This window comes from Arthrobacter sp. OV608, assembly GCA_900110595.1.
Lineage (GTDB): Bacteria > Actinomycetota > Actinomycetes > Actinomycetales > Micrococcaceae > Arthrobacter.
Window position 1 is genome coordinate 64087 of the sequence record FOEZ01000006.1, and the last position, 13229, is coordinate 77315.

A 13229-nucleotide genomic window follows, 5' to 3' on the forward strand; every position below is an offset into this window, starting at 1 on the left:
CGGAACCTGCGGACCGGACACAGCACAATGCCGGGCAGGGACCGCTTTCACGGACCCTGCCCGGCATCGAGTTGCTGACGCCTTGGCTAGGAAGCGGCTTCCTGCGCCTGGAGTTCACGCACGTTTCCGGCGAGGACTGTCAGCTCCACGCCGGCGGGCCGTTCCGCGGTGCTGCTGATGCGTATCGCGGTGCCTGTGTGGGCTGATTCGAGCACTGACTCCATGACCTCAAGGACATGGAAGGCCAGGGTGCCGCCCGCGCGGGGCTCGGCACCTTCCGGGGTGGATGCGAGGTCGGCGATGCCGAAACCGCGCCCCGAGTCAACGTAGCCGGCGGACACCGGGAGGGTCTCCCACGCATCGGCGCCCAGCGGGAACAGCTGGACCTCGCCGTCGAAGTGGTTGGGGTCCGGCACCACGAGGGAGCCTTGTTCGCCGTGGATTTCAATGTTCGGGGACTTCGACTTCACGGCGTCGAAGCTCATGAACAGGGTGGAGAGCGCGCCGGAAGCGTGGGTCAGGACGCCGGTGACGTGGGAGTCGATCGCAACGGGGACCTTTTCGCCCTGCCGGGGGCCGGAGCCGATGGTCCGTTCGTTGCGGGTATGGCTTGCGGCGCCCGTCACCGAAACCACCGGGCCCAGAAGGGTCACCAGGGCGGTGACGTAGTAGGGGCCCATGTCCAGGAGCGGGCCGCCACCGGGCTGGTAGTAGAAGTCCGGGTTCGGGTGCCAGCGCTCGTGGCCTGGGGTCACCATGGTGGCGGACGCGGAGATGGGAGCGCCGATCAGGCCGTCGTCGATCGCCTTGCGGGCGGTCTGGATGCCGGTGCCCAGTACCGTATCAGGCGCGCAGCCGACGACGACGCCCGCCTTCCGTGCCGCCTCCAGCACTGTGCGTGCCTCCGCAGTGGTGGCGGCGAGCGGCTTCTCGCCGTACACGCTCTTGCCCGCTGCGATGGCCTTCAGCGCCACGTCGGCGTGCGCCGCAGGGATGGTGAGGTTCAGGACCAGTTCGACGTCGTCCGCGGCGAGGAGTTCGTCCACAGAAACGGCGCGGACGCCGTCGTACTGCTCCGCTACCGCCTGGGCACGTGCGGGATCCAGGTCCGCCACCGCTACAAGTTCGAGGTCCTGGAGCTTGCGGAAGTTGGTGAGGTACTGCGCGATGATGGCGCCGCAGCCAATGATTCCTACTTTCAACGGCTTGCCCACAGCAGGCCCCTTTCGATGATGGTGCGGACGTTGGTGTCCTGGAGGATTTCGACCCGGTGGCCGGGGGTGGCGACGAAGATGCGGCCCTTGCCCCATTGGCGGGTCCAGATGGCGGGGGAGGTGACTTCGCGGTTCCAGGGGTCCCATTCCCTGACCTTCTGGGTGGTGGTGGCGAGGACGTCGATGTAGTCGTCGGAGAGGACCCAGTACTGTTCGGTGACCAGGTCGAAGTCCTTGATGCCCGTGGTGATGGGGTGTTCCGCGGCTGCGGGCAGCATGTTCACGGTGTAGGGGACGTAGTTGTCCGACTGCTCGCCGATGCACTCGTCCGGGTGCTTGCCCGGGTGGCAGGCGAACTGGCCGCCGATCAGGTGCAGGTAGTCGGAGTTGTTGCGGTAGGAATCGGCGATCCCGCCGTGCCAGCCGGCCAGGCCGGTGCCGTTTTCCACCGCCGTCAGCAGCCCGGCGAACTCGTCCTTTTCGATGGTGGTCATGGTCATGCACTGCATGATCAGGTCCACGCCTGCCATGTATTCGGCGTCGGCGTAGACCTTCGGGGATTCCTCCACGCGGACGTCGTAGCCGTTGTCCTTGAGGTAGGGGATGAACAGCTCGGTGGCCTCGTAGGGCTGGTGGCCGTCCCAGCCGCCGCGGACCACCAGGGCATTCTTGGGTTCTGTCATTGGGTTTCCTTTGGTTGGCTGCCGGCTTTTGTTTTGCCGGCACAGGTCGGGTCAGCGGCTGGAGAAGGCGGCGTCGAAGGCTGCTGCGGGTGGGGCGATCCGGGCCAGTTCCTGCACCATGGCCAGCGCCTGCGGGGCCCCGACGAGGCGGTCCATGCCGGCGTCCTCCCACTCGATGCTGGTGGGGCCGTCATAGCCGATCGCGTTCAGGGTCCGGAAGATGCGGTTCCACTGCACATCCCCGTGGCCCGCGGTAACGAAATCCCAGCCGCGCCGGGGATCCGCCCACGCGAGGTGGGAGCCCAGACGTCCATTGCGGCCATCGAGCTGGCGGACCGATTCCTTCACGTGGACGTGAAGGATGTGTTCGGCGAAGTCCTGCAGGAACATCACGGGGTCCAGGTCCTGCCAGATGAAGTGGGATGGATCGAAGTTCAGCCCGAAGCTGCTGCGGTGCCCGATGGCTTCCAGGGTGCGTTTGGTGGTCCAGTAGTCGTAGGCGATTTCGGAGGGGTGGACCTCCAGGGCGAAGCGGACACCCTCTTCCTCGAAGACGTCAAGGATGGGGTTCCAGCGGTCCGCGAAGTCCCGGTAGCCGGCGTCGATCATTGACTCCGGGGCGGGCGGGAACATCGCGACGGCCTTCCAGATGGAGGACCCGGTGAATCCGGTGACGGTTTTCGCGCCGAGGCGGGCCGCGGCCCGTGCGGTGTCCTTCATCGACTCGGCGGCCCGGGCGCGGACTCCCTCCGGATCGCCGTTGCCCCAGATTTCGGCGGACAGGATGCCCTGGTGGCGTTCATCGATGGGGTCGTCGCAGACGGCCTGGCCGGTGAGGTGGTTGGCGATGGCGAAGACCTGGAGGTTGTTCTTTTCCAGGATGTCCAGCCGGCCCTGGAGGTAGTTGTCGTCCTCCGCCGCCCGTCGCGGGTCCAGGTGGTCTCCCCAGCAGGCGATCTCCAGCCCGTCAAAGCCCCACTCGCCGGCGAGCCGGGCCACCTCTTCAAACGGCAGGTCGGCCCACTGGCCGGTGAAAAGAGTGATTGGTCGTGTCATCGTTTCTAGACTTTCTGCCAGTGGCTGGAGTTGGCGGCGCTGGACTCCACGGCTGCCAGGACGCGCTGGACCTGCAGGGCATCGGCGAACGATGGTTCCGGCTGGCGGCCTTCGCCAATGGCCGTGACCAGGTCCACCACCTGGTGGGTGAAGCCGTGTTCATACCCCAGCCCGTGGCCGGTCGGCCACCAGTTGCCGACGTAGGGGTGCTCGGGCTCGGTGACGTAGATCTTGCGGAAGCCGGCGTCGGGGGATTCGGCTGCGTCGTAGAAGGACAGGACGTTCATGTCCTCGAAGTCGAAGGCCAGTGACCCCTTGCTGCCGTTGACCTCCAGGCGCATGGCGTTCTTCCGGCCCAGCGCGTAGCGGGTGGCTTCGAAGACGCCAACGGCTCCCGCGGAAGCAGCACCGCCGTCGAACTTTGTGTCTTCAAAGCGGGCACTGAAGATGGCAGCATCGTCCACCGTGACGCTGCCGCGGGGAGTGTCGCTGCTGAGGTCGCCGTGCCCGCCCAGGCCCACGAGGTCCCCGGCGAGCGGCCGCTCCGGCACGAACGTTTCGAGCAGTGCCGAGACGCCGGTGATGTTCAGCCCGGTGACCCATTGAGCGGCGTCGATGCTGTGCGCTCCGATATCGCCCAGGGAGCCGGACCCGGACTTGCTCTTGTCCAGCCGCCACGTCATGGGGGCATTTTCGTCCGAGAGCCAGTCCTGCAGATATTGCGCGCGGACGTGCCGGATCTCGCCCAGCCTCCCCTGTTCCACGAACCGCTTGGCCAGTGCCAGGGCGGGGGTGCGCCGGTAGCTGAAGCCGCACATCGAAGCGACGCCCTGCTTGGCGGCGGATTCCGCCGCCAGGGTCATCCTCTCTGCCTCCTCCACGGAATTGGCCAGCGGCTTCTCGCACAGCACATGCTTGCGGGCCTCCAGGGCGGCGACCGCAATCTCGGCATGGGTATCGCCCGGCGTGCAGATATCGATCAGGTCGATGTCGTCCCGCTCGATCAGGCGCCGCCAGTCTGTCTCAACCGACTCCCAGCCGAGCTTGTCCGCGGCGGCCCGGACGCCGTCGGCATTCCTTCCGGCCACCGCGGCCAGCTGGGGCTGCAGCGGCAGATCAAAGAACCGCGGTGCGGTGCGCCAGGCGTGGGAGTGGGCCGCACCCATAAAGGCATAGCCCACCATGCCGACGCGCAGTGGCTTTTCGCTGGTCATGAAAGTTCCTTTCTACTTGCTGAAGCCGGCTGTGAGGCCGGCGAGCAGTTGGCGGCGCGCGACGACGTAAATCACCAGGAGGGGGAGCGTCGCCAGGACCACGGAGGCCAGGATCGCGGGGATATTGACGCTGAACTCTCCCTGGAAAGTCCAAAGCGACAACGGCAGGACCCTGGTGGCGGGGCTTTGGGTCAGGATCAGCGGGAAGAGGAAGCCGTTCCAGACATGCAGGGCGTTATAGATACCCACAGTGATGACGGCCGGTTTGGTCATGGGGAGGGCGAGCCGCCACATCATGGCCCAGTCCGAGCAGCCATCCAGCCGCATCGATTCGAACAACTCGTTCGGGACATCGCGCATGAAGTTGGACAGGATGAGCACGCTGACCGGGATGGCAAACGCCACGGACGGCAGGATCAGGGCGAGCAGGGTGTCATACAGGTGCGCCCGGGTGATCATCCAGTAGATGGGGATGATGGTGGCATGGAGCGGGATGGCCAGGCCCAGGAGGAACAGGTTGTTCGTCATGGACAGGAACCGGCCCCTGCCGCGGACGATTGCGTAGGCGGCCATAAATGACACCAGCAGGGCCGGGAGCACCGTGCCAAGCGTGACGATCAGGCTGTTGGTGAAGTAGCGGACAAAATTGTTCTCCAGCACCAGCTTGTAGTTGTCCAGCGTCGGCTCCGTTGACGGAAGCATCGGGTTGGACGTAAAAAAGCCTGCCTGGTTCTTGAAGCTGGTGATCACCACGTAGTAGATCGGGATGATGATGATCGCGAGCCAGAGCCAGCCTCCCAGGCCGCCCAGAAGGTTTGGCCGCAGCCGTCCCGGTCCCTTGCTGCGGGTGACAGGTGCTGCTGCGACGCGGCTGGCGGCCGGGGAAGGCGGAACCGGGAGTTGTGTTGTGGACGCCATCAGACACCTTCCAATTGGCTTGCATTACGGTTTTTGCCGCCCAGGCGCTGCAGCAACAAAGCCAGTCCGAGGCCGATGACAACGAGCATCACGCCGAGGGCGCTCGCCGCTCCCATGTCGTTGGCCTTGAACCCCGTCAGGTACATATGCAGCGGGAGCAGCCGGGTGCTGTAGCCGGGGCCTCCGCCGGTAAGCACAAAGATGAGGTCGAAGTACGCCAGGCTTCCCACCACCATGAGGGTGGACGACGTGATGATCGTGTACTTCAGCTGGGGCAGCGTGATGCTCCAGAACTGCCGGAACCGTCCGGCGCCGTCGATCTCTGCTGCCTCATAGAGCGACGCCGGGATCTGCCTCACGCCGCCCTGGTAGATCAGCGTGTGGAAGGGGACAAACTGCCAGGCGATGACGAAGACCACCACGAACAGCACCAGGTCCGAATTCCCGAGCCAGTCCTGGGCCAGGGCAGGAAGCCCGAACCCGGGGCCCAGGCCGAAGTTCGGATCCAGCAGGGCCTTGAAGGCAATGGCGACTGCGGCGGAGGAGAGCAGCAGGGGCAGGAAGTAGAGCACGGCCAGGGCGGCACGGTATTTCTGGGCGCCCGCCGTGAAGACGCCCAGGAGCAGGCTGACCGGTGCCTGGACGATGAACGAGAAGAACATGATTTTGGCCGTCACTACCAGGGCGTTGCCTGTCACGGGATCGGTCAGGACGGTGGTCCAGCTGGACAGTCCGTCCAGTTTGATTTCGCCCAGGCCGTTCCAGCTGGTGAAGCTCAGGAAGACCACCCCGATGAGCGGGACCACCGCAAATACGAGGAAGAAGATCAGCGCCGGAGCGGCCAGCCACCCCGAGGGGCCCGCGTCGCGGACCCCTCGGCCAGCAGTAACTGGAGATGCCACGGTTCCTACTTCCCCACCGTGGCGTTCATCGTGGTGATGAACTGTTCCGGGGTGATCTTCTTCAGGAAGATCTGGTCCAGGTTGGAGAGCATCGCATCACCCTGCGCCGGGCTCAGCGCCTGGTCCCAGGAGAGCGTAAAGCTGGGGGCGTTCTTGGCCAGCCCGTAGACGAACGTCAGGAAATCCTTGTCCGGCGAGGCTTCGAGTTTGCTTTCGATGCCTTGGACCACGGGCACGGCTCCGGAGTTGATCAGGGCATCGGTGTTGGCATCGGTGAACATCCCGTCCTTGACGTAGTCCAGGGCGGCCTTCTTCTGGGCGTCCGTTGCTTTGGCGGAGATGGACCAGAAGTTGGACGGGTTGCCCACCACGTTGGCGGGGTCACCCTTGCCCCCGGGCACCGTGGGGAACGTGGTGTAGCCAAGCTTGCCGCTCTTGACGAAGTCCGCAGCATCCTTCTTCATGCCCTGGTAGATCCAGCCGCCCTGCAGGATCATGGCTGACTTGCCCGTGTACATGAGAGCCTGGTCAGCGTTGCTGTCCGCGGCAATGGACGAGAAGCCGTTGATGAATCCGCCGGCGTCAACCAGCTCCTGGATCTTGGTGAGTGCCTCTTTTACTGCCGGGTCTGACCAGGCGCCGGGCTTATTGGCCGCGATGTTGGCGAAGACTTCCGGTCCGCCGATGCGCTCGACGAGGTACTCAAGCCACATCAGGTCCGGCCATTTTGACTGCCCGCCGAGCGAGAACGGGGCGATGCCGGCGTCCTTGAATTTCGGCACGAGGGCCATCAGTTCGTCCCATGTCTTGGGAGGCTGCGCGCCCGCCTTGTCGAAGGCTTCCTTGTTGTAATAGAGGACCACAGGCTGCACGTTGTTGTTCGGCAGGGCGTAGGTTTTGCCGTCCACCTCGCCGTTCTTCAATACCGAGGGAAGGTAGCGGTCCTTGACCTCCGGGTTGTCCTTCAGGAAACCGGACAGGTCATCCACCTGCCCGGCGTCCACGTACGATTTCAGAACGCCGCCGCCCCAGCCGTAGATGAAGGTGGGGCCTTCGCCGGCACCGACGGCGGTGCGGACCTTGGTTTTGTAAGCATCGTTGGCGAAGAAGTCGAGCTTGATCGACTTGTCCGGATTTGCCTGGTTCCAATCGTCCACGGACTTCTGCAGGACCGGCTGGTTGCCGCCGGTAAGACCCCACATGGTGGCCGCGTCACTGCTCACGTTTGAACCGGCAGGACCTGCAGAACCGCAGGCGGCCAGGCTGATTGCCACTCCCGCAGCGGAAATTGCCATGGCTGCCGAGCGCAACTTTCGAATGTTCATTTCGCTTCCGTTCATCCTCCGGGCTCAACGCTGGGTCCCGGTAACGTGTAACGCGGGCATGCACTTCGGCTTCGAAGCGGATGCCTGCATCAATTCGGTTCTGGGCCGCACTGGCAATATTCGAAACTTTTCGAAAAGCTTGCGACCGGTGAAGCAAATCTAACGGTGAGGCGCATCACAGTCAAGGGGGCGTTCCGGCGAAATTTCCTCTGGATTTACTGCACCGTTGACGCCGTTGCTCTGTTGGATGCAGAATTGGAACTATCGAAATATTTCGAAAGACGGGACTGACCCTTGGCTACAAATGTGCGGCCGGAAAAAACCACCCTGGCAGCTGTTGCCCTGCAGGCCGGGGTTTCAACACCCACGGTTTCCAAAGTGGTGAACGGCCGGGAGGACGTGGCGCCTGAAACCCGTGCGCGGGTCCTTGCCGCACTTGAACAGGCCGGGTACCAGTCGCCCCTGCAGCGCCGCACCGCAACGAAGACCAGCACTGTGGTGGAGGTGGTGGTGGACGTGCTCACCGCCGCCTACACCGTTGAAGTCCTTGACGGCATATTGCAGTTCGCCGCGAAAGCAGACGTTGAAGTCCTCATCAGCGCCACCGGGCCGGCGGCATCGGGCATGGCCTCCACGGCGCAAAGCCCTGAGCGGCGTGCCCAGCGCATGGTGGACGAGGGCAGGGCGGGAATGATTGTGGTGACATCAGCCTTCGGCGAGGCGCAACTGCAGGCGTTCCGGCGCCGCAAGCTGCCCGTCGTCGTGATCGACCCGCTCAACCCGCCCCCGGCGGACGTGGTCAGCGTCGGTGCCACCAACTGGGCAGGCGGCAAGTCCGCAACCGAACACCTGCTGGAGCTGGGGCACCGGCGCATCGCCTACATCGGCGGCATCGAACAGGCTGAATGCAACCAGGCGCGGCTGCACGGCTATATGGCCGCCCTGACGGCACACGGCGTCCCGGTGGATCCCCAGTACATCGTTTCCGGTGGCAGGTTCCGCCGCGACAGCGGAACTGCGGGGCTGCAGGCCCTGCTCAAGCTGGACCAGCGGCCAACGGCCATCTTTGCCGCGAGCGACAGCATCGCGTTGGGTGTCCTGGGCGAAGCAGCCCGCCAGGGAGTCAGGATCCCCGAGCAGCTGAGCCTCATCGGGTTCGACGGGACAATCCAGGGCGAGGAGTCGGTCCCGGCCCTCACCTCAGTGTCCCAGCCGCTCGAGGAAATGGGCCGGACGGCATTGCGGTCATTGCTCCGCCAGGCCCGCGGCGAGGTCCTGGATTCCCGCCGCGTTGAGCTGGCCACGCAGGTGATCGTCCGCGACTCCACCGCGCCGCCCGCGGCTTGAGCCCGGCTTTTCGAAAGGAACACCCATGTCATCCAACACTCCTCCCAACGGTGAGCTGACCGTCCTTCGCGCGGGGGACTACGAGGCAACCGTCGCGAGCGTGGGGGCGGGGCTGGTGAGCTTGTCCTTCCGTGGCGCGGACCTTGTCCTGCCCTTCCCGGCGGACGAACTGCCCCCGGCCTATGCCGGAAAGGTGCTGATGCCCTGGCCGAACAGGGTGGCCGGCGGCGCCTACAGCTTTGCCGGGCAGCGTTTCGAACTGCCGGTGAACGAGGCGGGCACCGGCAGTGCCCTGCATGGGCTGGCACTGTGGAATGCCTGGCAGGTGGAACGGCGCTCGGACGCCGAGGTGGTGCTGACGCACCTGCTGCATGGCGAACCGGGTTACCCGTTCCAGCTCGCGCTGACGGCCCGTTACGTGCTGGACGCCGAGACCGGGTTGACCATCGAACTCGGGGCCAGGAACCAGGGAACCGCCCCCGCCCCCTATGGCTGCGGCTCCCACCCCTACATCACCGTGGGCGGCGATGACATCTCCGCGTGTGAGCTCACCTTTCGCGCGGGCAAGGTGCTGATGACGGATGAAAAACTCCAGCCCACCGAGCTCCGGGACATCGCGGGCATGGAGTTCGATTTCTCCCAGGCCCGCATACTGGCTGGGCAGCAACTCGACCACGCCTTCACTGCCCTCCCCGCGGGGACATGGGACGTCCGGCTGCGGCACCCGGCCCGGCAGCTTTCGGCGGTGGTGGAATCAACGGGTACGGATGCCCCTTGGCTGCAGCTTTACTCAGGGGAGCTGCGGGGCCGGAAAGGGCTCGCTGTTGAGCCCATGACCTGCCCGCCCGATGCCTTCAATTCCGGCCAGGACCTGGTTGTCCTTGCGCCGGGACAGTCACACGCGCTGGCCTGCAGGATCCACGCTGTGGAGGGCTGAAGGCGGCAGTCGCAGAGGTGGAGTTAACCGCCCCTTCCGGCAGGTATGATTATCCCGCCGACCCACAAACGAGGTCCTCGCCCTCCCGGGCTCGAGTCAACGGTTTGTCCGGCACAACCAACCTTCAAAACCCTCATCACCCCTGCCCGGCTCCGGCTGGCAGGCCCTGAAAGGACACCATGGAACTGCTGTGGGAAATCGCCGGGTGGGCCGGCGCGGTTGCGATCCTCACTGCCTACCTCGCCGTTTCCATGGGCTGGCTGAAGGCCGGCAAAGGCTTCCAGACCGCAAACCTGTTCGGCGCCGTCGCCTTCATCATCAACGGCACTGTCCACGAGGCCTGGCCTTCTGTGGTGACGAACGTGGCCTGGTTTCTGATCTCCGCCATCGCCCTTTTCCGCATGCGCGCAGCGGCTCCCCAGCCGGTGGTGCCGGCTGAGGAGCCGCAGGTTCAATTCCCCGGCGTCCCGGACACCACCGGCCAGCTTGCCGTTGTGGAGGTCCTCACCGGTTCCGTTCACGGTGAGGCGGACGTGCACCGGGCGCCGGTGGAATGCACGACGGCGGTCAGGCCGGCTGGGGTGCCCTGCTGACCTCGGCGTCGTTTGCCTGAGCTGTGCACAGCTGCGCGTGCCGGCCCAGCCAGTGGGCGCTCTCCTTGGGCCTCCGTTCCTGGGTTTCGCGGTTTACGGCGATGAGGCCGAACTTCGGCCCGTAGCCGAACACCCACTCGAAATTGTCGAAGGCCGTCCAGGCGATGTAGCCGCGGACGTCGATGCCGTCCGCCAGGCAGGAGGCCACGCAGTCCACCGCGGTACGCAGGTAGTCCACCCGCTGGGCGTCGTCCTCGGTGGCCAGGCCGTTTTCCGTGACCATCACGGGAATGCCGGCGATCCGGTGGGCTTCCCGAATGGTGGCTTCCAGGGCCTGCGGGTAGATCTCCTCGCCCATCTGGTTCGTGGGCACCCCTTCGGGCGCCGGTGCGTGCCCGTCCCGGCCGTAGACGGTGCGGCCGTAGGTCTGGATCCCCACAAAGTCGTCGCCGCGTGACGCCTCGAGGAAGCGCTCGTTCACGCCGCGGCGGACCTTTTCCGCAAGTTCCTCGCCGCCGTCGATGGCCTGAATGTCGGAGTTGGCGAGCGTCCAGCCCACCAGCAGGTCCGGCCGGTGTGCCTTGATCGCTGCGGTAGCCGCCCGGTGCGCCGCCAGCTTCACCTCGAACCCGGCCTCCGTGGAGCAGAACTGGAATGGGGCAACGGTGCTGGCATCAACGCCAAGGCGTTCGGCTGCCGCCGCCCACACGGGTACTGAACCGCGGTTTTCCGGGGCCACGCCGCCGATGCCGAAGGACTCCAGCAGCCACGGCAGGTTGGGTTCGTTCAGGGTGCAGGCGACGCCGATCAGGTCGCCCAGGTGCGCCATCACCCGGTCGCAGTAGCGGGCAAAGAGCTCAGCGGTGCGCGGGCCCTCCCACCCGCCCAAGGCCAGGAGCCAGCGCGGGGACGTGAAGTGGTGGAACGTCACCACGGGGGTGAGGCCGCGCTCGTGGCAAGCCTCCAGCATGCGGCGGTAATGGTCCAGTTCGGCCTCCGAGAACAGCCCCTCCTCCGGCTCAACGCGCGCCCACTCGATGGAAAAGCGGTAGCTGGTGAACCCGAGGTCCGCGATCAGGGCGATGTCCTCGCGGTAGCGGTGATAGTGGTCCACGGCATCCCCGGACGGCTCGGAAAACATGCTGCCCGGCAGGTGTTCGAGGAACCAGGTGTCGCTGTTGACGTTGTTCCCCTCCACCTGGTGCCCGGCGGTGGCGACGCCCCAGAGGAAGTCCTGCGGGAATGCTGATGCGGTGGTCATGTAGTTCCTTTCGGTTCAGCGCCGACGTACAGCGCACGGGGCCTCTCTGCCCTGGCTTTCCATCCTGACCGCCCGCGTGACCGGGGCCACAATACTTTTTCAATCAATGACATTCTCATGTGAGCGCCTGCAGCCACCGCTTGATGCTTGGAAGGAGCCGGCCAGCAGCCAGCCCCAAGACATTCCCTCCGTTGTCACATCAGAATGCAAAGGCGCACTACATGAAACTCCTGAACTCCACTGCCCGTGCGAGCTCCGCCGTTCTGGCCGGAGCGCTCCTGCTGGGATCGCTGACCGCCTGCGGCGGCGGCTCCAGCCAGGCCACCGCCAAGGCAGACACCAGCTCCCTGACGCTCGCCATCGACAGTGACTCGGCCTCGTTCGGCTTTGATCCACTGCGGGTTTCAGCTGCACAGCGGCAGTTCTTCGAGGGCCTCTACGAGAGCCTGATGACGCTGCAGTCGGACGGTTCCGCGGGGCCTGGCCTGGCCAAGGAGTTCAGCTACAACGCTGACAACACTGTCCTGACGCTCACCCTCAAGGACGGCGTGACCTTCACGGACGGCTCCAAGCTCGACGCCGAACTGGTCAAGGCCAACCTTGACCGCCGGTCAGATCCCGCGCTGAGCGCCTACTCCGCCGTCGCCAAGGGCGGCGCCCAGGAAATCACGTCCGTGGACGTAGTCAGCCCCACGCAGGTGGCCCTGACCTTCGCTGCGCCGCAGCCGGGCTTCGAGAAGAACCTGGCTTCCACCACGGGCATGATCGTGGGCAAGAACGGTGTCGCTGACTCGGCTAGCCTCGCCGCCACCCCTGACGGTTCCGGCCCCTACACCCTGGATCCCTCCACGGTGAAAGGCAACAAGTACGTGCTGGTGAAAAACGAAAAGAGCACGGAGGCTTCGAAGTACGCCTTCAACAAGGTGATCTTCAGCGTGGTCCAGGACCCGCAGGCCCGCGCGAACGCGCTGGTATCCGGCCAGGCGGACGTGGCCATGCTGACCTCCTCAAGCGTTGATTTCGCCAAATCCAAGGGCGTGGGTGTGTCCCAGATCGGCGGCACCGTCAACACCATGATCTCCTTCGACAAGATCGGCAAGACCGCCCCGGCATTCGCGGAGGAAAAGGTCCGCCAGGCTATCCAGTACGCCATCAACCGCCAGGCCCTGGTGGACGCCCTGCACAAGGGTGACATTCCCGCCTGGAACGCACTGCCCAAGGACTCCGCAGGCTTCAGCAAGGACATCGAAACGAAGTTCGCCTACAACCCGGACAAGGCCAAGAGCCTGCTGGCCGAAGCCGGCTACCCGAACGGCTTCGACTTCACCATCATCGCCAGCGCCCAGACCCAGACAGACCTGCAGGCCGTCCAGAAGGACCTCGCCGCCGTCGGCATCACCATGAACGTCAAGATGGCCTCCTCCACTGACGAAGCTTTCGCCGCCGTCGCCACCACGCCCCTCGGCTACGCACCGCTGAACTGGGACAACCCCGTCGGCGTGATGTACGGCGCCATCCTGAACGGTTTCACCAACGTGCAGAAGGCAACCGACGAGCAGCTGAGCGCCGCCACCGGCGAGCTGGCCGCCGCGAAGGACGACGCCGCCGTCAAGGCCGCGGCCACCAAGCTGAACAACCGCCTGGTGGAATCCGGCTGGATGATCCCGCTGTACGAGGCCCTCACCAACCAGGGCTACAACACCAAGAAGGTGGCGCCGGTGGAGTTCGCCGGAACCAACGCCTACCCGCTCCTCTCGTCCTACAAGCCGGCCAGCTGAT

Annotated in this window: 12 protein-coding genes; 4 read left to right on the plus strand and 8 right to left on the minus strand. The window is 65.3% G+C overall.

Annotated features, from left to right (window positions below; genetic code table 11):
• Nucleotides 1-86: 86 nt before the first annotated feature.
• The 7 genes from BMX78_RS09940 to BMX78_RS09970 are packed head-to-tail and all read right to left on the minus strand — an operon-like array spanning nt 87 to nt 7312.
• Complete coding sequence (locus BMX78_RS09940) at nt 87-1214, minus strand: Gfo/Idh/MocA family protein (RefSeq protein WP_170850763.1); 1128 nt, start codon at nt 1212-1214, stop codon at nt 87-89.
• Nucleotides 1199-1897, minus strand: coding sequence for a ThuA domain-containing protein (locus BMX78_RS09945; protein WP_091419046.1), 699 nt, complete (start codon nt 1895-1897; stop codon nt 1199-1201). The genes BMX78_RS09940 and BMX78_RS09945 overlap by 16 nt, the downstream gene beginning before the upstream one ends.
• 51 nt (nt 1898-1948) lie before the next feature.
• Complete coding sequence (locus BMX78_RS09950; RefSeq protein WP_091419048.1) at nt 1949-2953, minus strand: sugar phosphate isomerase/epimerase family protein; 1005 nt, start codon at nt 2951-2953, stop codon at nt 1949-1951.
• 5 nt (nt 2954-2958) lie between these two features.
• The gene (locus BMX78_RS09955) at nt 2959-4167 is read right to left on the minus strand and encodes a Gfo/Idh/MocA family protein (protein ID WP_091419050.1); all 1209 of its coding nucleotides are present in this window, start codon (nt 4165-4167) and stop codon (nt 2959-2961) included.
• 12 nt (nt 4168-4179) lie between these two features.
• The gene (locus BMX78_RS09960; protein WP_091419052.1) at nt 4180-5085 is read right to left on the minus strand and encodes a carbohydrate ABC transporter permease; all 906 of its coding nucleotides are present in this window, start codon (nt 5083-5085) and stop codon (nt 4180-4182) included.
• Nucleotides 5085-5987, minus strand: a complete 903-nt coding sequence (locus BMX78_RS09965) for a carbohydrate ABC transporter permease (RefSeq protein WP_091419053.1) — start codon at nt 5985-5987, stop codon at nt 5085-5087. Before BMX78_RS09965 ends, BMX78_RS09960 begins: the two co-directional genes overlap by 1 nt.
• A gap of 5 nt (nt 5988-5992) precedes the next feature.
• A complete protein-coding gene (locus BMX78_RS09970) occupies nt 5993-7312 on the minus strand; it encodes an extracellular solute-binding protein (RefSeq protein WP_091419055.1) in 1320 nt (439 codons plus the stop codon).
• Between the two features lie 294 nt (nt 7313-7606).
• Between BMX78_RS09970 and BMX78_RS09975 the strand changes: the two genes are divergently transcribed.
• The 3 genes from BMX78_RS09975 (at nt 7607) to BMX78_RS23095 (ending at nt 10189) form a co-directional block, all read left to right on the plus strand.
• Nucleotides 7607-8659 carry a LacI family DNA-binding transcriptional regulator gene (locus tag BMX78_RS09975; protein WP_091419056.1) on the plus strand — a complete coding sequence of 351 codons (1053 nt, stop codon included), beginning with the start codon at nt 7607-7609 and terminating at the stop codon, nt 8657-8659.
• Nucleotides 8660-8684: 25 nt separating this feature from the next.
• Entirely contained in the window at nt 8685-9596 is a 912-nt protein-coding gene (locus BMX78_RS09980) for an aldose-1-epimerase (protein ID WP_091419058.1), read from the plus strand.
• A 179-nt stretch (nt 9597-9775) separates the two neighbouring features.
• Nucleotides 9776-10189 carry a CBU_0592 family membrane protein gene (locus BMX78_RS23095; protein ID WP_170850764.1) on the plus strand — a complete coding sequence of 138 codons (414 nt, stop codon included), beginning with the start codon at nt 9776-9778 and terminating at the stop codon, nt 10187-10189.
• On the opposite strand, the gene BMX78_RS09990 is transcribed toward BMX78_RS23095, so the two are convergent.
• Nucleotides 10164-11450 carry a glycoside hydrolase family 1 protein gene (locus BMX78_RS09990; protein WP_091419059.1) on the minus strand — a complete coding sequence of 429 codons (1287 nt, stop codon included), beginning with the start codon at nt 11448-11450 and terminating at the stop codon, nt 10164-10166. The genes BMX78_RS23095 and BMX78_RS09990 overlap by 26 nt on opposite strands.
• Nucleotides 11451-11671: 221 nt before the next feature.
• Here BMX78_RS09990 and BMX78_RS09995 point away from each other — a divergent pair, with 221 nt between their 5' ends.
• Nucleotides 11672-13228, plus strand: a complete 1557-nt coding sequence (locus tag BMX78_RS09995) for an ABC transporter substrate-binding protein (RefSeq protein ID WP_091419061.1) — start codon at nt 11672-11674, stop codon at nt 13226-13228.
• Nucleotide 13229: the final 1 nt, after the last annotated feature.